At 68.0% G+C, this 20,361-nt stretch carries 19 protein-coding genes; 16 read left to right on the top strand and 3 right to left on the bottom strand.

The annotated features are described in order from the left end of the window. The first annotated feature begins 54 nt into the window (after window positions 1-54). Genes CY658_RS15655 through CY658_RS15640 form a run of 4 tightly spaced genes read left to right on the top strand, consistent with a single transcriptional unit; the run spans window position 55 to window position 5,051 of the window. Window positions 55-1,065, top strand: coding sequence for an ABC transporter substrate-binding protein (locus tag CY658_RS15655; protein WP_101491053.1), 1,011 nt, complete (start codon window positions 55-57; stop codon window positions 1,063-1,065). Further along, window positions 1,066-3,339 (top strand): ABC transporter permease, encoded by a 2,274-nt coding sequence (locus tag CY658_RS15650; protein ID WP_101491052.1) that lies wholly within the window; start codon window positions 1,066-1,068, stop codon window positions 3,337-3,339. Further along, window positions 3,336-4,376 (top strand): ABC transporter ATP-binding protein, encoded by a 1,041-nt coding sequence (locus CY658_RS15645; RefSeq protein WP_101491051.1) that lies wholly within the window; start codon window positions 3,336-3,338, stop codon window positions 4,374-4,376. Before CY658_RS15650 ends, CY658_RS15645 begins: the two co-directional genes overlap by 4 nt. Window positions 4,377-4,388: 12 nt before the next feature. Continuing rightward, window positions 4,389-5,051, top strand: coding sequence for an HAD family hydrolase (locus tag CY658_RS15640; protein ID WP_099795233.1), 663 nt, complete (start codon window positions 4,389-4,391; stop codon window positions 5,049-5,051). Here the strand turns inward: CY658_RS15640 and CY658_RS15635 are convergent. After that, window positions 4,997-5,668, bottom strand: coding sequence for a lipocalin family protein (locus CY658_RS15635; RefSeq protein WP_101491050.1), 672 nt, complete (start codon window positions 5,666-5,668; stop codon window positions 4,997-4,999). The two genes, CY658_RS15640 and CY658_RS15635, sit on opposite strands and share 55 nt — an antisense overlap. Window positions 5,669-5,912: 244 nt before the next feature. Here CY658_RS15635 and tal point away from each other — a divergent pair, with 244 nt between their 5' ends. The 3 genes from tal to CY658_RS15620 all read left to right on the top strand — a co-directional run bounded on the left by tal (window position 5,913) and on the right by CY658_RS15620 (window position 8,931). Next, window positions 5,913-6,869 carry a transaldolase gene (tal, locus tag CY658_RS15630; protein WP_101491049.1) on the top strand — a complete coding sequence of 319 codons (957 nt, stop codon included), beginning with the start codon at window positions 5,913-5,915 and terminating at the stop codon, window positions 6,867-6,869. A 2-nt stretch (window positions 6,870-6,871) separates the two neighbouring features. Then, window positions 6,872-8,425, top strand: a complete 1,554-nt coding sequence (gene pgi / locus CY658_RS15625; RefSeq protein WP_101491048.1) for a glucose-6-phosphate isomerase — start codon at window positions 6,872-6,874, stop codon at window positions 8,423-8,425. A 173-nt stretch (window positions 8,426-8,598) separates the two neighbouring features. Continuing rightward, a complete protein-coding gene (locus CY658_RS15620) occupies window positions 8,599-8,931 on the top strand; it encodes a DUF805 domain-containing protein (protein WP_062472662.1) in 333 nt (110 codons plus the stop codon). Window positions 8,932-8,990: 59 nt separating this feature from the next. On the opposite strand, the gene CY658_RS15615 is transcribed toward CY658_RS15620, so the two are convergent. Then, window positions 8,991-10,028: a PdxA family dehydrogenase gene (locus CY658_RS15615; RefSeq protein ID WP_257884881.1), complete on the bottom strand. Its 1,038-nt coding sequence runs from the start codon at window positions 10,026-10,028 to the stop codon at window positions 8,991-8,993. Between the two features lie 70 nt (window positions 10,029-10,098). After that, window positions 10,099-11,079 carry a Bug family tripartite tricarboxylate transporter substrate binding protein gene (locus tag CY658_RS15610; RefSeq protein ID WP_101491047.1) on the bottom strand — a complete coding sequence of 327 codons (981 nt, stop codon included), beginning with the start codon at window positions 11,077-11,079 and terminating at the stop codon, window positions 10,099-10,101. A 93-nt stretch (window positions 11,080-11,172) separates the two neighbouring features. On the opposite strand from CY658_RS15610, the gene CY658_RS15605 reads away from it, so the two are divergent. The 9 genes from CY658_RS15605 to CY658_RS15565 all read left to right on the top strand — a co-directional run bounded on the left by CY658_RS15605 (window position 11,173) and on the right by CY658_RS15565 (window position 20,346). After that, the gene (locus CY658_RS15605) at window positions 11,173-12,114 is read left to right on the top strand and encodes a LysR family transcriptional regulator (RefSeq protein ID WP_180838958.1); all 942 of its coding nucleotides are present in this window, start codon (window positions 11,173-11,175) and stop codon (window positions 12,112-12,114) included. Window positions 12,115-12,290: 176 nt separating this feature from the next. Continuing rightward, on the top strand, window positions 12,291-13,601 hold the full coding sequence (locus CY658_RS15600) for an ABC transporter substrate-binding protein (RefSeq protein WP_101491046.1): 1,311 nt from the start codon (window positions 12,291-12,293) through the stop codon (window positions 13,599-13,601). 59 nt (window positions 13,602-13,660) lie between these two features. Further along, window positions 13,661-14,518, top strand: a complete 858-nt coding sequence (locus tag CY658_RS15595; RefSeq protein WP_099795241.1) for a carbohydrate ABC transporter permease — start codon at window positions 13,661-13,663, stop codon at window positions 14,516-14,518. Between the two features lie 10 nt (window positions 14,519-14,528). Beyond that, a complete protein-coding gene (locus CY658_RS15590) occupies window positions 14,529-15,353 on the top strand; it encodes a carbohydrate ABC transporter permease (RefSeq protein ID WP_101491045.1) in 825 nt (274 codons plus the stop codon). An 18-nt stretch (window positions 15,354-15,371) separates the two neighbouring features. After that, window positions 15,372-16,409, top strand: a complete 1,038-nt coding sequence (locus tag CY658_RS15585) for an ABC transporter ATP-binding protein (protein WP_101491044.1) — start codon at window positions 15,372-15,374, stop codon at window positions 16,407-16,409. 94 nt (window positions 16,410-16,503) lie between these two features. Further along, entirely contained in the window at window positions 16,504-17,883 is a 1,380-nt protein-coding gene (dalD, locus tag CY658_RS15580) for a D-arabinitol 4-dehydrogenase (protein ID WP_101491043.1), read from the top strand. Further along, entirely contained in the window at window positions 17,880-18,668 is a 789-nt protein-coding gene (locus CY658_RS15575) for an L-iditol 2-dehydrogenase (protein WP_101491042.1), read from the top strand. The genes dalD and CY658_RS15575 overlap by 4 nt, the downstream gene beginning before the upstream one ends. Window positions 18,669-18,682: 14 nt before the next feature. Beyond that, window positions 18,683-19,354 carry a transaldolase family protein gene (locus tag CY658_RS15570; RefSeq protein WP_101491041.1) on the top strand — a complete coding sequence of 224 codons (672 nt, stop codon included), beginning with the start codon at window positions 18,683-18,685 and terminating at the stop codon, window positions 19,352-19,354. Window positions 19,355-19,377: 23 nt separating this feature from the next. After that, a complete protein-coding gene (locus CY658_RS15565; RefSeq protein WP_101491040.1) occupies window positions 19,378-20,346 on the top strand; it encodes a carbohydrate kinase family protein in 969 nt (322 codons plus the stop codon). The last annotated feature ends 15 nt before the right edge of the window (window positions 20,347-20,361 follow it).

Here is a 20,361-nt window from a genome sequence, read left to right as displayed (position 1 = left end):
ACGCTGACCCAAGGCCGCAAGGCCTTTTTTTATGCCTGAGGCAGGGGAATACCAATGAAGAAGCTTTTCACGGCAGCCGCGCTGCTGGGTCTGTCGGCCGCCGCGTCGGCGCAAACCGTCAACGTCATCTGCTCGGTGCAGGCCGAGTGGTGCAACGTGATCTCCACCGTCTACGCCCGCACCACCGGCGTTCGCATCAACATGGCGCTCAAGGGCTCGGGCGAGGCGCTGGCCCAGCTGATCGCCGAGAAGGACAACCCCAAGACCGACGTCTGGTTCGGCGGCACGGGTGATCCGCACCTGCAGGCGGCCGAGCAGGGCCTCACGCTCGAATACAAGTCGCCCACGCTCACGCAGCTTCACCCCTGGGCCCAGCAGCAGGCCAAACAGTCGGGCTACAAGACCGTGGGCATCTATTCCGGCCCGCTGGGCTTCGGCTACAACCCCGAGCTGCTCGCCAAGAAGAAGCTGCCCGTGCCCAAGACCTGGGCCGACCTGCTCAAGCCCGAATACAAGGGCGACATCCAGGTGGCCAACCCGGCGTCGAGCGGCACGGCCTACACCATGATCGCCACGCTGGTGCAGCTCATGGGCGAGGACAAGGCCTTCGACTACCTCAAGGCGCTGCACAAGAACGTCGGCCAGTACACCCGCTCGGGCACCGGCCCGATCAAGGCGGTGGCGCGCGGCGAAACCGCGATCTCCATCAGCTTCGTGCACGACGGCCCGGGCGAGAAGATGCAGGGCTTCCCGGTCGAGACCATCACGCCCAGCGACGGCACCGGCGCCGAGATCGGCTCCATGAGCATCATCAAGGGCGCGCGCAACCTCGACGCCGCCAAGAAGTTCTACGAATGGGCGCTCACGCCCGCCGCGCAGGAGCTGGGTGCCGCGAACAAGCAGTTCCAGCTGCCGAGCAACGCGACCGCCAAGCTCGACCCGCGCATTCCTGACTTCAAGAAGATCAAGTTCATCAACTACGACTACGCCAAGTACGGCGCCAGCGCCGAGCGCCGCCGCCTGATCGCGCGCTGGGAAAAAGACGTCAATTCGCTGCCGCGCTAAGTGGAAGCGCGTTCCAACGAAGGCGCGCGGGTCAACCCGGCGTCTCTCGCCGCCGCCCGGCGCGCACGGCGCTGGATCTGGGCCTGGGTCGTGCTGGGCTTTGCGGCCTACCTCGTGCTGCCCTGGTATGCGATCCAGGACGCGACCTGGTACGAAGCCGTTCCGCAGGTGTTCGGCCAGGCGGAGGGCGCCAACGGCCTGATGCAGGCGGCGACGCAGGGCCGCAGCTGGCTCTTCATCGGGCTGGCCGGTTTGCTGCTGTGTGCCGTCGGTGCAGCCTTGCCGGCCGGCAAGGCGCAGGGGCGCTGGCTGCTGGCGGGCGGCGCGATCGGCGCCATCGGCCTGGCGGTGGCGGGCTTCACCATCGGCGCGCGCGGCTGGAGCGTTGCGGCCCTCAACACGCAGTTCGGCGAGCTGGCCGTCAACCAGTTCGGCATCGGCGCGGGCGGCTTCGTGGCGCTCACGGCGCTCGTGTTGCTGGCGGCTTTCGGCATCGCGCGGCTCGGCCTGTTCAAGGGCGACCTGTTCGTGGCTGCTTCGGTCGTCGGCTGCGGCGTGCTGATGGCGCTGTTCATCGCCTACCCGGTGAGCCGTGCGCTGTCGGGCGCGTTCTTCAACGAAGACGGGCAATGGTCGATCACGGCCTTTGCGGCGCGCGTGTTCACCGAGCGCATCTGGGGCCTGGGCTGCCTGGCGGGCGGCGTGCGCTGCGGCGTGGCGTGGAACACGCTGGTGCTGGCGCTGCTCACCGCGGCCGGCACCACCTTCCTGGGCACGCTGATGGCGCTGATGGCCGAGCGCGGCAGCCAGCGCGGGCAGGGCGTGCTGCGGGTGCTGGCGCTGCTGCCGATCATCACGCCACCGTTCGTTGTCGGCCTCGGCCTGATCCTGCTGTTCGGCCGTGCGGGCATCGTCAACCAGGTGCTCGAAAGCGTGTTCGGCATCGAGCCCACGCGCTGGTTCTACGGCATGCCGGGCGTGCTGGTGGCGCAGCTGTTCGCCTTCACGCCCATCGCCTTCATGATCATGCGCGGCGTGGTGCAGGGCATCGCGCCCAGCCTCGAAGAGGCCGCGCAGATGCTGCGTGCCGACCGGCGCCGTGCCTTCTTCACCGTCACGCTGCCGCTGCTCAAGCCCGGGCTGGCCAACGCCTTCCTGGTCGGCTTCATCGAAAGCATGGCCGACTTCGGCAACCCGGTGGTGGTGGGCGGCCAGTTCTCGGTGCTGTCGACCGACATCTTCTTTGCCATCGTCGGCGCGCAGTACGACCAGGGCCGCGCCGCGTCGCTGGCCTGGGTGCTCACGCTGTTCGCGCTCGGCGTGTTCGCGCTGCAGCGCGGCCTGCTGGGCAAGCAAAACTTCACGACCGTGAGCGGCAAGGGCGACGCCGGCATCGCGATGGCGCTGCCCGACGGCGTGCGCCGCACCATCCAGTGCATTGCGCTGCCGTGGATTGCGTTCACCGCCGTGGTCTACCTGTTCGCCTTCGCGGGCGGCTTCGTGCAGACCTGGGGGCGCGACTACAGCTTCACGCTCAACCACTTCAAGAGCGCCTTCGCGCTGGAGTGGGGCCAGTTCGGGCTGGTGTGGGCGGGTACGGCATGGAACTCGCTGATCACCACGCTGAAGCTGGCCGGCATCTCGGCGCCGATCACCGCCGCGCTCGGTTTGCTGATCGCCTGGCTGCTGGCGCGCAACGAGTTCAAGGGGCAGGGCGTTTTCGAGTTCGGCGCGCTGCTGGCCTTTGCCATCCCGGGCACGGTGCTCGGTGTGAGCTACATCCTGGCGTTCAACGTGCCGCCGTTCGAGCTCACGGGCACGGGGCTGATCATCGTGCTGTGCTTCATGTTCCGCAATCTGCCGGTGGGCGTGCGGGCCGGCACAGCGGCCTTCAAGCAGCTGGACCGCTCACTCGACGAAGCCTCGCTGATGCTGCGTGCGTCGACTTCGCAGACCTTGTTCAAGGTGGTGCTGCCGCTGCTCAAGCCGGCGCTGGTGGCGGCGCTGGTCTACAGCTTCGTGCGCGCCATGACGACGGTGAGCGCGGTGATCTTCCTGGTCACGGCCGAGAACGAACTGGCCACCACCTACATCATCGGCCGCGTCGGCAACGGCGACTACGGCATCGCGCTCGCGTACTGCACGGTGCTCATGGTGCTGATGTCGCTGGCGATCGCGCTGGTGCAGTTCGTGGTGGGGGAGCGCAAGCTGGGGCGGCGCGGCGCCGCGCCTCCGCATCAAGGACATCACAAAATGGAAAGCCTCTCCGTATGAACGGCATCGAATTCCGCAACATCACCAAGCGCTACGGCGTCGACAAGAACGGCCCGATGGCCGTCAAGGGCATCAGCTTCGAGGTGCCCGTGGGCACGCTCACCACCATCCTCGGCCCCTCGGGCTGCGGCAAGACGACCACGCTGCGCATGATCGCAGGGCTCGAGTCGCCGACCTCGGGCTCGATCTTCATGGGCGGGCGCGACGTCACCACGCTCGGCCCGGGCGAGCGCAACGTGAGCATGATGTTCCAGAGCTACGCGCTGTTCCCGCACATGAACGTGATCGAGAACGTCGGCTACGGCCTGCGCATGAGCGGCGTGAAGAAGGACGAGGCCACGTCGCGCGCGCGCGATGCGCTCAAGGGTGTCGGCCTCGTCGGCTTCGACGAGCGCCTGCCCAGCGAGCTCTCGGGCGGCCAGCAGCAGCGCGTGGCCCTGGCGCGCGCGCTGGTGCTGGAGCCGGCGGTGCTGCTGTTCGACGAGCCGCTGTCCAACCTCGACGCCCGCCTGCGCCGCGAGATGCGCGAGGAAATCCGCTCGTTGCAGCAGCGCCTGAAGCTCACCGTGGCCTACGTGACGCACGACCAGAGCGAGGCGCTGGCCGTGAGCGACCAGATCATCGTGATGGACCACGGCGTGATCGCCCAGCGCGGCACGCCCGAGCAGCTGTACGGCCGTCCCGAGAGCGAGTTCGTCGCCGGCTTCATGGGCGAGGCGATGGTGTTTCCGGCTGTGGCGCAGGTCGACGGCAGCGTCACGCTCGGCCCGCTGCGCCTGCAGCCGCGCTACGCGGTGGCGCCCGGTACGGTGAAGGTGGCGGTGCGGCCCGAGGCCTGGGACATCGGCGCGCTCGACGGCCTGCCCGCCACGCTGCGCAAGGCGGCCTACCTCGGCAGCTACTACGAATACGGCTTCGACACCCCGCTGGGGCCGGTCTTCGTGGTGTCGACCGACCTGTCGCGCCCGCTGGCTGCCGGCACGCAGACCACCCTGTCGCTCGGAACCCATGGCGTGAGCGTGGTGCCCGGCGCATGAAACAATGGCGCCATGAACGTGGTTTTCGATCTTGGCGCCGTGCTGTTCGCCTGGGAGCCGACACGGCTGGTCCAGGCCCATCTTGCCCCTCACGCCCCCACTGAAGCCGCTGCCGCGGCCTTGGGCCGGGCCCTTTTTCATCACGACGACTGGACCGGCTTCGACTGCGGCACCCGCACGCTGGACGACGCGATCGCCCGCATGTCGGCGCGGCTGGCGCTGCCGGCCGCGTCGTTGCACGCCATGCTCGACGGGCTCGGGGAGCGGCTGGAGCCCATCGACGTCACGCTGGAGATGCTCGAACAGCTCATCGCCCAGCGCGATGCCGGCGAGCCGCTGCGGCTGTACTACCTGTCGAACATGCCCGCGCCGTTTGCCCGCGCCCTGGAGCGTAGGCATGCGTTCATGCGGCGTTTCGATGGCGGCGTGTTCTCCGGCGACGTGAAGTTTCTCAAGCCGGAGCGCGAGATCTACGAGGTGCTGGCCATGCGCCACGGCCTCGATCCCGAGCAGACCGTGTTCATCGACGACTCGGCCGCCAACGTCGAGATGGCGCGCGCCTTCGGCTGGCACGCCATCCATTGCACCGCGCCGGCCATGCTGCCGTCGCAGCTGCAGCGCTACCTGCCGGTGAGCACGACCTTGTCGGTGTCGAACCCCAGGCTACGGGCGTAGTCCAGCTCGGCCTGCAGCGCGTCGTCTTCGAGGCGCGGCGCACGCGAGAGCACCCAAAGGTACTCACGGTCGGGCGTGCCGACCAGCGCCACCTGGTAGTCGCGGTCGAGCTTCAAGATCCAGTAGTCGCCCCACACCAGCGGCAGCCAGCCCATCCAGGCGGGGGCGAAGCGCACCTGCAGCCGGCCCGCGCCGGGCTGGCCGGCCACAGGCACCACGCGCGCACTGCCGATGGCCTCGTCGAAGTTGCCGTCGGCGCGCACGCAGCGGTTGCGCACCTGCACGCTGCCGTCGGGCAGCGGCGTGTATTCGGCGCTCACCGGGCCGGCGCACTGTTTCTGGAACCGGTTGGGCAGGCGGGCCTGTTCGTGCCAGAGGCCGGCGTAGCGGTGCAGATCGACCGGCGCCACCACCTGCAGCGGCGCGCGCATCAGCGGGGCGCCGTCGGCCGGGCCGGCGGGCCGGGCACGGGCCGTGCGTGCGGCGCCCAGTGCGTACCAAGTGGCCACGCCGCCCACGACGAAGGCAGTGGCCATGGCACCGATGGCCTGGCTGGTGCGGCGGTCATCGAAGGGGCGGCCGGCAACGGGCGCGGGGCGTGGGTGGCGAGAGGTCATGGGGGCTCCTGAGGGGAAAGTCTCGTTCGGCAAGTTGCCGCGTCCGCTTCAGGGTAGCCCCCGACCCGGGCCGGTTGCCGTCAGCCACGGACCACAGCCCCTGTAGGGCAGGGCGGCCGACAACCCTTCGGGCCGCAGGCCGATGGAGCTTCGCGAAAACCCGTGCTACGGTTCGCATGAAAACATCGCCCGATGCGCAACTGCGTGCAGGACTTGTCACACCCCTCCCCGGATAATTGATTTCATGAACCAACTCGATGCACTCCGCCAGTGGACCACCGTGGTTGCCGACACCGGCGACTTCAAGCAGCTCAGCATTTCCAAGCCGCAGGACGCGACCACCAACCCGTCGCTGATCCTCAAGGCCGTGCAGAAGGCCGAATACCGGCCGCTGCTCGACGAGACCGTGAAAGCACATGCCGGCAAGCCGCTCGACGAGGTCATCGACCGCCTGCTGGTGCGCTTCGGCACCGAAATCCTTTCCATCATTCCAGGCCGTGTGTCGACCGAAGTCGACGCCCGCCTCTCGTTCGACACCGCCGCCACCGTGGCCCGCGGCGAGCGCATCGTGGCGCTGTACAAGGCCGAAGGCATCGACACCGAGAAGCGCCTGCTGATCAAGGTCGCCTCCACCTGGGAAGGCATCGAGGCCGCGCGCCTGCTCCAGCAGAAGGGCATCCGCACCAACCTCACGCTGCTGTTCTCGTTCGCGCAGGCCGTGGCCTGCGGTGCGGCCGGCGTGCAGCTCATCTCGCCCTTCGTGGGCCGCATCTACGACTGGTACAAGAAGTCGGCCGGTGCCAAGTGGGACGAAGCCGCCAGCGCGGGCGCCAACGACCCCGGCGTGCAGTCGGTGCGCGAGATCTTCAACTACTACAAGCAGCAGGGCATCAAGACCGAGGTCATGGGCGCGAGCTTCCGCAATGTCGGACAGATCCAGGCGCTCGCCGGCTGCGACCTGCTGACCATCAGCCCCGAGCTGCTGGCCGAACTGGCCGCGAGCAACGAGCCGCTCACGCACGCGCTCGACGCCAAGGCTGCCGCGAGCGGCAACGCAGAGAAGGTGAGCTACGACGAGGCCGGCTTCCGCTTCGCGCTCAACGAAGACGCGATGGCCACCGAGAAGCTCGCCGAGGGCATCCGCGCCTTCGCGGCCGACGCCGTGAAGCTCGAAAAGCTCATGCAGGAAAGCGGCAAGTAAACATGACCATGACTCTGCGCTGTGACCGCGCGCCGGCCTGGGCGCAACTGCAGTCCAGCTTCGACACGGCCGGTCGCCAGTTCGACCTCCGCCATGCCTTCGTGGACGACACCGGGCGCTTCGCGCACTTCAGCCAGGAAGCGCCCCACGTCTTTGCCGACCTGTCGAAGAACCTGATCGACGCGCGCACCGAGGCGCTGCTGTTCACGCTGGCGCGCGAGTGCGGCCTCGAGGCCCACCGCGACGCCATGTTCGCGGGCGCGCACATCAACAACACCGAAGACCGCGCCGTGCTGCACACGCTGCTGCGCGCGCCGGCCGATGCGGCCACTGGTCGCCAGACGGCCCACGAGCTGCGCGAGGTGCACGCCACGCTCGACGCCATGCTGGCCTACGCCGAGAAGGTGCGCAGCGACCACACGATCACCGACGTGGTCAACATCGGCATCGGCGGCTCCGACCTCGGCCCGCAGATGGCGGTGCTGGCGCTCACGGAGTTCGTGGCGCCTGGCAAACGCTTTCACTTCGTCTCGAACGTCGACGGCCACGAGCTGGCGGGCGTGCTGAAGGGCCTCGCGCCCGAACATACGCTGTTCCTGGTTGCTTCCAAGACCTTCACCACCGCCGAGACGATGACCAACGCGCTCTCGGCCAAGCGCTGGTACGAGCAATCGGGCGGCACCGACATCGCAGGCCACTTCGCCGCGCTCACGACGAATGTCGAGGCCGCGAACAAGTTCGGCATCGCCACCACCTTCGGCTTCTGGGACTGGGTGGGCGGCCGCTATTCGCTGTGGTCGGCCATCGGCCTGCCGATTGCGCTGGCCATCGGTGCCGACGGCTTTCGCCGGCTGCTGGCGGGCGCGCATGCGATGGACGAGCACTTTCGCACCGCGCCGCTCGAGCAGAACCTGCCGGTGCGCCTGGGTCTGCTCGACGTCTGGTACCGCAACTTCCACAAGTTCACGAGCCGCAGCATCGCGCCGTACCACAGCGCCTTGAAGCGCGTGCCGGCCTACCTGCAGCAGCTCGAGATGGAAAGCAACGGCAAGCAGGTCGATGCGAGCGGCGCGCCGCTGGACTTCGGCACCTCGCCCGTGCTCTGGGGCGAGCCCGGCACCAACGGGCAGCACGCGTACTTCCAGATGCTGCACCAGGGCACCGACGTGATCCCGCTCGAATTCATGGCAGTGCGCGACGCCTCGCACGACCTCGACGGCCACCATTCCAAGCTGCTGGCCAACGCGCTCGCGCAGGCGCAGGCGCTGATGGTCGGCAAGCTCGACGAAGGCGGCCACAAGAACTTTCCGGGCAACCGGCCGAGCACCTTCTTCGTGTTCGAGAGGCTCACGCCCGAAGCACTGGGCGCCTTCCTCGCGATGTACGAGCACCGCGTGTTCACCAGCGGCGCGCTGTGGGGCATCAACAGCTTCGACCAGTGGGGCGTGGAGCTCGGCAAGGTGCTGGCGCGCGACATCGAGCCGCGCCTTGCCTCGGGCGATGTCGCGGGGCTCGACGCCTCGACCGCCGGCCTGCTGAAGCGGCTGAGCGCCTGACGGCACACGTCACTGCGCGCCTTGCAAGCCTTGGCCAAACGCTCTATTTACTAGGCCGTTAGGCCATTGGTTTGCAGTGCGCTGGCCGGTTTGGCCGAGTTTGTCGTTGCACAGTGCGCCGATATGATGGCCCCGGGGAAATTTCCCTGGGATTCATCAAGAGGAGCGAGTCAATGGACTTTCAAACAGCGGTCAAGACGTGCATCGCCAAGTACACCGATTTCACGGGTCGTGCGTCGCGTTCCGAGTTCTGGTGGTTTTTTCTGGCCCAGTTCGGCGTGCTCGTCGTGACGGGCCTGATCCATGAGTACGTGTATTTCATTGCAGCGCTGGCCCTGCTTCTGCCCGCCCTCGCGGTGGGCGTGCGCCGCCTGCACGATATCGGCAAGAGCGGCTGGTTCTTGCTGCTGTCGATCATCCCGCTGATCAATCTCGTGCTGATCTACTTCTTCGTTCAGCCGTCGCAGCCGGAGAGCAATGCTTACGGCGAACCGCCGAGCGCCTGAACGTTCTGCCAAGGGCCGCATACGCGGCCCTTTTCTTTTGGGCGTAAGAAGCAAGCAGCTCAGGCCACCGCCGTTTCGACGGACGCGGGTGCAGCAGGCGCGCCGCTCGCCATCCGCACGCACAGGTCGAAGGCCTGCTGCAGCCCTTCGATCTGCGCCATGCCCTTGCCGGCAATGTCGAAGGCGCTGCCGCTGGCCGATGTCGCCACCGGCACTGGCAGCCCGCCGTGCAAGGTCACGCCTTGTTCGAAGCCCATGAGCTTCATCGCGATCTGGCCCTGGTCGTGGTACATCGACACCACCGCATCGACATCGCCGCGCCGCGCGCCGATGAATACCGTATCGGGCGAGAACGGGCCACGCGCGTCGTAGCCCTCGACGCGCAGCTGTTCGATGGCGGGCGCGATGATCTCGATCTCTTCCATGCCGATCGAACCGCCGTCGCCCGCGTGCGGGTTGAGCCCGGTCACCGCGATGCGCGGTTGCGCCACGCCGGCGCGGCGCAGTGCCGACGCGATGATCTTCACGGCGTCGCTCACGCCTTCCACGGTGATGTGCCGCGCCACGTCCTTCAGCGGAATGTGCGAGGTCACGCGCGAGGTCCACAGCGACCCGGTGAGGTTGAACTCGCAGACGAAGCTGGTCACGGCGAAGCGTTCCTGCATGTAGCGCAGCTCGTCCTCGTGCGTCAGGCCCCCGAGCCTCAGGGAATGCTTGTTGAGCGGTGCGAAGAGGATCGCATCCGCCTGGCCGCGTCGCACGGCCAGGGTCGCGTCTTCGAGCGCCTGGAACGAGGCGCGGCCCGAGCGTTCGTTCGACTCACCAAGCACCGGCTCCTCGCCTGCCATCCAGTCGCGTGTGAGGAGGCTCAGCCGGCCGTCCTCGAAGCGCAGATCGTCGAGGGTGTTCACCTGCAGTGGGGCGAGCTTCATGCCTGCCACGCGTTCTCCCTGCGCGAGCACGACGGGGTCGGCGATCAGCAGCACGCGCGCGGCGTCGAGGTTGCGCTGGCGCGCGAGCAGCTTCACGGCCATCTCGGGGCCGACGCCGCTGGGATCGCCCAGCAGCACGGCGATGCGGGGTTTGGCGGAGGTCACGCTCGGAGTTGTCGATGGGGTTGGCATGGTCGGCAATGGATGTGGGGAAAAGAGAAGGGAAAGGTCGGCCTCACTCGGCCTTGATGCGCGCCGCGCGCACGAGCTGGCCGTAGTGGTCGAACTCCTGCTTGTTCATCGCCGCGAAGGGCTCACCGGTCAGCGTGCCGGGCTCGCCGCCGAGTGCCTTGATGCGCGACTGCACGTCCGTCAGGTTCATCGTGCGCGTCAGTTCGGCGCTCAGCCGCTCGACCGCCGGGCGCGGCGTGCCGGCCGTCACGTACAGGCCGTACCAGGTGGACACGTCGGCGCCCTTGATGCCTTGTTCGGCCAGTGTGGGCACGTCGGGCAGCTCGGGCGAGCGCTGCGGCGCGCTCACGGCCAGCGCGCGGAACTTGCCGGCGCGGATCTGGCCCATGGCGGAGGAGGTGCTGTCGAACATCATCTCGACCTCGCCCGAGATGATGTCGATGTGCGCCTGCGAACTGCCCTTGTAGGGCACGTGGATCGAGGTCATGCCCGTGGCCAGGTTGAAGGCTTCGCCGCCCACGTGCTGCGTGCTGCCGATGCCCGAAGACGCGTACTTGAAGCCGCCCGGCTTGGCCGCCATGGCCGCGAACAGGTCCTTCACCGATTTGTAGGGCGAGTTGGCCGACACCACCAGCACGTTGGGCATCACGGCCACGAGGCCGATGGGTTGCAGGTCTTTCAGCGGGTCGTATTTGAGCTTGAGGATGTGCGGCGCCACGGCCTGCGCCGTGTTGGTGGCCAGCAGCAGGGTGGCGCCGTCGGCCGGCGCGCGGGCCGTGAGTTCGCCGGCGATGGTGTTCGATGCGCCGGGGCGGTTCTCCACCGTCACGGGCTGCTTGAGCGCGGGCGAGAACTTGTCGGCCAGCACGCGCGCGAGGATGTCGGTGCCGCCGCCGGGCGAGGCGCCGACCAGGATGCGCAGCGGCTTGTCGGGGTAGGCCGGCTGTGCGCCTGCGCTCAGGCAGGCGGCCAGCGCCAGCAGCGCCGCCACACCGGCATGGCGGGCCAGGGGAAAGAGGGTCATCGCGTCGTCTCCTGCTTGTTGTGGCCCCGAGCCTACGGAGCTTCGGGCACGCGATCCAATCGAAAAAGGCCGAAGCTCCATATACTTTTGTGCATGAAACCAGGCCTCACCGACGCTTCGCTGATGCTCCACGTCCGGCCGCGCCAGCTGCTCCTGCTGGCCCGGCTCGACGCGCACCGCCACCTCGGCCGCGCGGCCGAGGCCATGAACATCAGCCAGCCCGCGGCCACCAAGCTGCTGCAGCAGCTGGAGGAGTCGCTGGGAGAGCAGCTCTTCGAGCGCTCGGCGCGCGGCATGGCGCCCACGCCCTACGGCGAGATCCTCATCCGCTACGCCCGCCGCGTGCTCAGCGACTTCGGCACCGCCCGCGAGGAAATGCTTGCGCTGCGCTCGGGCCTGAGCGGCGCGCTGCGTGTGGGCAGCGTGCCGGGCGCCGTGCCCGAGCTGCTGGCGCCGGCGCTGGTGGCGTACCACCTGCGCCATCCGCAGGTGGCCGTGTCGGTGGTGGTCGAAACCAGCGACGTGATGCAGGCGCAGCTGGAGCAGGGCGACGTCGACCTCGTGCTGGGCCGTCTCACCGACGGCCACGACGAGGCCAAGTACGCGAGCGTGCCGCTGCTGGGCGAATCGCAGGTGGTCGTCGTGCGCGCCGCGCACCCGGTGTTCGAGCGCGCGGCCACGGTCACGCTGGCAGAGATGGCGACCTGGTCGTGGGTGCTGCAGCCTCCGGGGTCGCCGCAGCGCGGGCGCTTCGAGGCCGCCATGCGCGAGGCGGGCATCCAGGCCCGGCTGGACATCATCGAAACGGCATCGCCCATCGCCATCACGGCCCTGCTCGAGAACTCCGACATGGCCGCCGTCATGCCGGCCTCGCAGGCCAACCATTACGGCCGGCTGGGCGTGCTGCGCACGGTGCCGGTCGAGCTGCCCGTGCGGGTGCCGCCGATCTGTCTGATCACCCGCGAGGACCGGGCGCTGTCGCCGGCCGCCGCGCAGTTCCGGCGCCAGTTGCTGGGCGGGAGCGGGCACGGCTGAGAACTTCGGACAGGCAGTTTTCCATCCTGAATTGCATCAACTAGGGATTTCACTAGCCAACTGGTGCATGAAAGTACTGGGGGCGACCTTCGAAATACCAAAGGCGCAAGCGCGTTTCTCCAGAATCCGGGCACGGCGACCACGATACCGGGGCGTCGCTCACCCAAGGAGACAACATGAAACGCTTTCTGAAAGCGGGCCTCGCCCTCGCACTCATCGGCACGGGGCTCGTGTCCCACGCCGCCACCGAACTCGTGATCGCAACCGTCAACAACGGCCACATGATCGAGATGCAGAAGCTCACGCCCTTCTTCGAAAAGGCCAACCCCGACATCAAGCTCAAGTGGGTCACGCTCGAAGAAGGCACGCTGCGCCAGCGCGTGACCACCGACATCGCCACCAAGGGCGGCCAGTTCGACGTGATGACCATCGGCCTGTACGAAGCGCCGATCTGGTCGAAGAAGGGCTGGCTGCAGCCCATCGCCACCGATGCCGCCTACGACGTCGACGACCTGCTGCCCGCCATCCGCGCCGGCCTGTCGCATGAAGGCAAGCTCTACGCCGCGCCGTTCTACGGCGAGAGCTCGATGCTCATGTACCGCAAGGACCTGGCCGACAAGGTCGGCTTCAAGATGCCCGAGCAGCCCACCTGGGCGCAGGTGAAGGAACTGGCCGGCAAGATCCACGACCCCAAGGGCGGCCTGTACGCCATGTGCCTGCGCGGCAAGCCGGGCTGGGGCGACAACATGGCCCTACTGACCACGCTGGTCAACACCAACGGCGGCCAGTGGTTCGACATGCAGTGGAAGCCGCAGATCGACACCAAGCCCTGGAAGGACGCGATCGGCTTCTACGTCGACCTCATGAAGGCCTACGGCCCGCCGGGCGCCTCGGCCAACAGCTTCAACGAGAACCTCGCGCTCTTCAACGAAGGCAAGTGCGGCATGTGGGTCGACGCGACCATCGCCGCCTCGTTCATCAGCGATCCCAAGCAGTCGAAGGTGGCCGACAAGGTGGCCTTCGCACAGGCCCCTGTCGCCGTCACGCCGAAGGGCGCGAACTGGCTGTGGACCTGGAACCTCGCCATTCCCGCCAGCTCGACCAAGGGCGCCGCCGCACAGACCTTCGTGAAGTGGGCGACCTCCAAGGAGTACGTCAACCTCGTCGCCAAGGAACACGGCTGGGGCACGGTGCCCACGGGCACGCGCAAGTCGACCTATGCGAACCCCGAGTTCCAGAAGGTTGCCAAGTTCGCCGCCGCCGAGAAGAAGGCCATCGACAGCGCCAACCTCAGCGACAGCACCTTGCCGAAGTCGCCGTACGTCGGCGTGCAGTACGCGGCCATTCCCGAGTTCCAGGCCATCGGCGTGGCGGTGGGCCAGCAGATGAGCGCGGCACTGGCGGGCAAGGTCACGGTCGACCAGGCACTGAAGACCTCGCAGACAACCGCTGAGCGCGAGATGAAGAAGGCCGGCTACTACAAGTAAGCCGCGCTTCTTCCCCTCTCCCCCGTGGGGAGAGGGCCGCAGCCCGAGAGGAACAGACCATGAAAAGACTCCTGCCCCGCGCCCTCATGGCGCCCGCCGTGCTCACGCTCTTCCTCTGGATGATCGTGCCGCTGCTGATGACGTTGTACTTCTCGTTCGTGAACTACAACCTCATGCAACCCGGCGAACGCACGTTCGCGGGCCTCGAGAACTTTCACTACTTCGTCACCGACCCCGACTTCTGGCCGGCCACGTGGAACACGCTGCTGCTCATTGGCAGCGTGATCGTCATCACCGTGGTGTTCGGCGTGCTGCTCGCGCTGCTGGTGAACGAGCCCTTCCCGGGCCGCGGCATCGTGCGCGTGCTGCTGATCTCGCCCTTCTTCGTCATGCCCGCAGTGAACGCGCTGCTGTGGAAGCACATGATGATGAACCCCATCTACGGTGTGCTCGCCGACCTGTGGCGCTTCTTCGGTGCGCAGCCGGTCGACTGGCTCACCGACGTGCCGCTGTTCTCCGTGATCATCATGGTGGCGTGGCAGTGGCTGCCTTTTGCCTGCCTGATCTTCATCACCTCGCTGCAGTCGCTCGACCGCGAGCAGATGGAAGCGGCGCGCATGGACGGCGCGAGTTCGTTCCAGCGCTTCTTCTATCTCACCATTCCGCACCTCGGCCGCCCGATGGCCGTGGTGATCATGATCGAGATGATCTTCCTGCTCAGCGTGTTCGCCGAGATCGCCATCACCACCAATGGCGGCCCGGGCAACGAGAGCACGAACATGACCTACATGATCTTCAAGCAGTCGCTCATGAACTTCGATGTGGGCGTGGCTTCCGCGGGTGCGCTGTTCGCAGTGGTGCTGGCGAACATCGTCGCGGTGTTCCTCATTCGCATCATCGGCAAGAACCTTGACTGAAGGAACGACCATGCAACCCAGCAACTTCCTTCCCCAACTGCTGCGCACCGTCGGTGCGTGGGCCGTGGCACTGCTCCTGTTCTTCCCGCTCGGCTGGCTGTTTCTCACGGCCTTCAAGACGGAGCTGCAGGCCATCCACGTGCCGCCGCTGTTCATCTTCGAGCCCACGCTCGACAACTTCGGCGAAGTGCAGCGCCGCAGCGACTACCTGCTGTATGCGCGCAACTCGCTCATCACCAGCCTGGGCTCGACCATCCTGGGCCTGTTGATCGCCGCACCCGCTGCGTACTCGATGGCGTTCTTTCGCACGAAGAAGACGCGCGACATCCTCATGTGGATGCTCTCCACCAAGATGATGCCGGCCGTCGGCGCGTTGGTGCCGATCTACGTGCTGGCGCAGACCGCCGGCATGCTGGACTCGCTCAGCGCGCTGACCATCGTGTTCACGCTGTCGAACCTGCCGATCATGGTGTGGATGCTCTACAGCGCCTACAAGGACATTCCGAACGAGATCCTCGAAGCCGCGCGCATGGACGGCGCGAGCCTGTGGACCGAGTTCCGCCATGTCGTGATGCCGCTGTCGGTCGGCGGGCTCGCATCGACCGGCCTCCTGTGCCTGGTGCTGAGCTGGAACGAGGCCTTCTGGGCCCTCAACCTCACCTCCGCCAAGGCCGGCACGCTGGCCACGCTCATCGCCTCGTACTCCAGCCCCGAAGGCCTGTTCTGGGCCAAGTTGTCGGCCGCGTCGCTGATGGCCATCGCGCCCATCGTCGTGTTCGGCTGGTTCAGCCAGAAGCAACTGGTGCAAGGCCTGACCTTCGGCGCCGTCAAGTAAAGAAAAGGGAGACATCTCATGGCCTACCTCGAACTCAAGAACATCAAGAAGAGCTTTGGTGACGTCAACATCATCAAGGGCGTCGACCTCGAAATCCAGAAGGGCGAGTTCATCGTCTTCGTCGGGCCTTCGGGCTGCGGCAAGTCGACGCTGCTGCGCCTGATCGCGGGGCTCGAGCCGATCACCAGCGGCAGCCTGCTGCTCGACGGCAAGGACATCACCTGGGCGCCGTCGGGCAAGCGCGACCTGGCGATGGTGTTCCAGAGCTACGCGCTGTATCCGCACATGAGCGTGTACGACAACATGTCCTTCGCGCTCAAGCTCGCGGGCGTGCCCAAGAGCGAGATCAAGACCAAGGTCGAGTACGCGGCGAAGACGCTGAACCTCACGCAGTACCTCGACCGCACGCCGAAAGATCTGTCGGGCGGCCAGCGCCAGCGCGTGGCCATCGGCCGTGCCATCGTGCGTGCGCCGAAGGTGTTCCTGTTCGATGAGCCGCTGTCGAACCTCGACGCGGCGCTGCGCGGCAACACACGCGTTGAGATCCACAAGCTGCACCGCGCGCTCGGCGCGACCACCATCTACGTCACGCACGACCAGGTCGAAGCCATGACGCTGGCCGATCGCGTGGTGGTGCTGAAGGACGGGCTCATCGAACAGGTCGGCACGCCGCTCGAGCTGTACGACCGCCCGGCCAACCAGTTCGTCGCGCAGTTCATCGGCATGCCGTCGATGAACATGGTGTCGGCGAGCGCGATCCCGAGCTTTTCCGCCGCGACCGGTGGGCGTTTGCCGAGCGACGGCTTCCTGGGCGTACGCCCCGAAGGCCTGCGCGTGCATCCGAAGCAGGGCGCAGCCGCCGGCGTGCCGGGCCGCGTCGAACTCATCGAGGCGCTGGGCGCCGACACGCTGATCCACGTGGACGTGGGCGGCGTGCCGCTCATTGCGCGCCAGAACGAGCGCACGCCGCTGCAGGCCGGTGACGACGTGGCGGTCGAGCTCGATCCGTCCGTGCTGCACCTGTTCAGCCGCGAAGGCCGCGCTGTGGCCGCCTGACCCGACGACCTTCACTTTTTTCCGGACCTTCCCCGTGACCCTCGCAGCAGCAGCGGCCCTCGTGCCCACCCCACCGGCGCCTTCGGAATTCACGGTGCTTCACCTCGGCCTCGGCTCGTTTCATCGCGCGCACCAGGCCGTCTACCTGCAGCGGCTGATCGATGCGGGCGACACCCGCTGGTCGCTGTCGGGCGCCAACATCCGGCCCGACATGGCCGAGGTCGTTTCGGCGCTGCAGGCGCAGGGCGGGCGCTACACGCTCGAGACCGTGTCGCCGGCCGGCGAGTACCGCTACGAGCAGATCGAAGCGATCCGCGAAGTGCTGCCGTACGAGCCGTCGCTGGCCGCAGTGATCGCGCGCGGCGCCGCGCCGTCCACGCGCATCGTCTCCTTCACCGTGACCGAGGCCGGCTACTACCTCGATACCAAGGGCAAGCTCGACCTGTCGTTCGCCGACCTCGCAACCGACATCGAACGCGCGCAGCGCGGCGAGGCCGGCGAGACGATCTACGGTGCGGTCTGCGCGATCCTGCGGGCACGGCGTGCCGCACAGGCGGGCCCCGTGACGCTGCTGAACTGCGACAACCTGCGCCACAACGGCGATCGCTTCCGCGCAGGGCTGCTCGAATTCATCGCGTTGGTCGGCGACACGCCGCTGCAGGCCTGGGTCGACGCCAACACCCGCTGCCCGAACGCGATGGTCGACCGCATCACGCCGCGCCCCCCGCCCGAGTTGCGCGCGCGCGTGCAAGCCGCCACGGGCCGCGACGATGGCGCCGCGGTCACGGGCGAGAGCTTCATCCAGTGGGTCATCGAAGACGATTTCGTCGCCGGGCGGCCCGACTGGGACCGCGTGGGTGCCGAGCTGGTCGACTCGGTGCAGCCGTATGAAGAGGCCAAGATCCGCATCCTCAACGCCACGCACAGCTGCATCGCCTGGGCGGGCACGCTGGCGGGGCTGGGGTTCATCCACGAAGGCACGCACGACGCCGCCATCCGCCGGATGGCCTTCGACTACGTGACCGACGACGTCATCCCGTGCCTGAGCCCGAGCCCGATCGACCTCGCGGCCTACCGCGACGTGGTGCTCGACCGCTTCGGCAACCCCGCGATCCGTGACACCAACCAGCGCGTGGCGGCTGATGGCTTTTCGAAGATTCCGGGCTTCATCGCGCCGACGGTGCGCGAGCGCCTCGCGGCCGGGCAGGGCATCGACAGCGTGGCGATGCTGCCCGCGCTGTTCCTCGCGTTCCTGCAGCGCTGGCACCGGGGCGATCTGCCCTACGCCTACCAGGACCAGAGCATGGACGACGCGGTGGCGCATGCCATCTGCGACGCGGCCGACCCGGTGGCGGCGTTGTGCGCCGATGCCGGGCTGTGGGGCAGCCTTGCGGGCGATGCGCGGCTGGTCGATGCGGTGCGCCGCGCCGGCGAGCGCGTCGCGCGCTTCGTTGCGGAGAAGGCCGCGCCATGAGCGGCCGGCTGCAGGACCGCCATGTGCTGCTGACCGGTGCCGGCGGCGGCATCGGCCTGGCGGTGGCCGAGGCCTGCATCGCCGAGGGCGCGCGCTGCAGCGTGATCGACCGCGCGACCGCCGCGCCCGACGCGGTGCGGGCTCTGCAGCAGCGCCACCTCGACAGCCTCGCGTACATCGCGGCCGACGTGACCGACACCCAGGCCATCACGCACATGCTGGCCGAGGCACAGGTCGCCTTCGGCCCGATCCACACGCTGTTCAACAACGCCGCCGTGTTCGACCTCGCGCCGCTGCTCGACAGCGACGAAGCCTCGTTCGACCGGCTCTTCGCCGTCAACGTGAAGGGCATGTTCTTCGTGATGCAGGCCGTGCTGCGCCACATGGTCGAGGCCGGCACGCCGGGCGCATCGGTCATCAACATGGCCTCGCAGGCCGGGCGCCGCGGCGAGGCGCTGGTGTCGCACTACTGCGCGACCAAGGCGGCCGTCATCAGCTACACGCAGAGCGCCGCGCTGGCCATGGCGCCGCACGGCATCCGCGTCAACGGCATCGCCCCCGGTGTGGTCGACACGCCGATGTGGGACCATGTCGACAGCCTGTTTGCCAAAGCCGAAGGGCTCGCGCCGGGCGAGAAGAAGCGGCGTGTCGGCCTCGACGTGCCGCTCGGGCGCATGGGCGTGCCGGGCGACATTGCAGGGGCGGCGGTGTTTCTCGCCAGCGACGAGGCGCGCTACATCACGGCGCAGACCCTCAATGTCGATGGCGGCAATGTCATGAGCTGAACCCCTTCTTTCGCATGAACGACGATTTCCATCTGTACCTCGACAGCGCCGACCTGGCCGACCTGCAGGCCTGCCTGCCGCACCCGGTGGTGCATGGCGTGACGACCAACCCGACGCTGCTGCAGCGTGCCGGCGTGGGCCGCGCGGCCGTGCCGGGGCTGCTCAAGCGCTGCATCGACCTGGGTGCGCGCCAGGTGCAGGCCCAGGTGTATTCGAGCGAGGTCGACGGCATGCTCGAAGACGCGCAGGCGCTGTTGCCGCAGTTCGACCGCGGCCAGCTCGTCATCAAGATTCCCGCCACGCGCCAGGGCCTGGACGCCGGCGCGCAGCTCATCGCGCAGGGCGTGCCCGTCACCTGGACCGCCGTGTACGCGCCCGAGCAGGCGCACTTCGCCGCGCAACTGGGCGCGGCCTACGCGGCGCCGTACCTCGGCCGGCTCGAAGACGCGGGCATCGACGGGCTCGCGCTCATCGCGCAGATGCAGTCGCTGGTCGCACGGCGCCCCGCGGCGGGCACGCGGCTGCTGGTGGCGAGCATCCGTTCGCGCGCGGCGTACCTGTCGCTGCTCGGGCTGGGCGTGGGCGCCATCACCATTCCGCCGCGCCTCTTTGCCGAGCTGCTCGACCATCCCGCCACCCTGGCTGCCGAAGCGGGTTTCCTGGCCGACGCCCGGGCCTTGCCCTGACAGAAGCACAAAATAAACACACCATGCGCATAGCACTCACGGGCGAGGCCCTGATCGATTTCACCGCCAGCGAAGGGGGTTCGCTGGCGTTCCTGGGCCATGAGGGCGGCTCGCCGCTCAACACGGCCGTGGCCTGCGCGCGGCTCGGGCAGCCGACCGGCTTTCTCACGCAGCTCTCGACCGACCTGTTCGGCGAACGGCTGATGGCCTTTCTCGAACGCAACGGCGTCGACACCCGTCTCATTTTGCGCAGCGACGCGCCGTCGACGCTGGCCTTTGTCGAGCGCACGCCGCAGACCAACCGCTACGCCTTCTACACACGCGGCAGTGCCGACGCGACCTGGGCGCCCGAGCCGCTGCCGCAGCTGCCGGCGGAATGCCGTTTCCTGCACTTCGGCTCGATCTCGTTGCTGCAAGAGCCGGCGTCGTCGCGCATCACCGACCTCGTGGCGGCCCATGCCGGGCGCTGCGTGGTCGTGTTCGACCCCAACGTGCGACCCAGCCTGATCCCGAGCATGGCCGCCTTCCGCGCCCGCGTCACCGAGTGGTTCGCCATGGCCGACCTCGTCAAGCTCAGCGACGAAGACGCCCAGTTGCTCGCCCCCGGGCGGCCCGTCGATGCGCTCGCGGCCGAGTGCCTCACGGCTGGCGCGCGCGCCGTGGTCGTCACGCGCGGCGGTGCCGGCGCCACGCTGTGGCGCACCGGCAGCGCACCGCTCACCGTGGCCGCGCCGCGCGTCGAGGTGGTTGACACCATCGGCGCGGGCGACACCTTCACGGCCGGCCTGTCGGTGGCGCTGCTGGCGCATGGCGTCGAGCACCCCGCGCAACTGGCCGAACTCGGCGACGACCACTGGTGCGCCGTGATGCGTTTCGCCGCCACCGCCGCGGCCCTGAACTGCACCCGCGAGGGCGCCGATCCACCGACGCTGGAAGCCGTTCACACGGCGCTTTCGCAGGAAGACAATGAGGCCGTCGCTTCCCGGCCCTGATCGATCCGTGCTGCC

The sequence above is a fragment of the Variovorax sp. RO1 genome, from assembly GCF_002849325.1.
Taxonomy (GTDB): Bacteria; Pseudomonadota; Gammaproteobacteria; order Burkholderiales; family Burkholderiaceae_C; genus Variovorax.
Note: the sequence above shows the minus strand (reverse complement) of the source record. Positions and strands in the feature narration are given on the sequence as shown.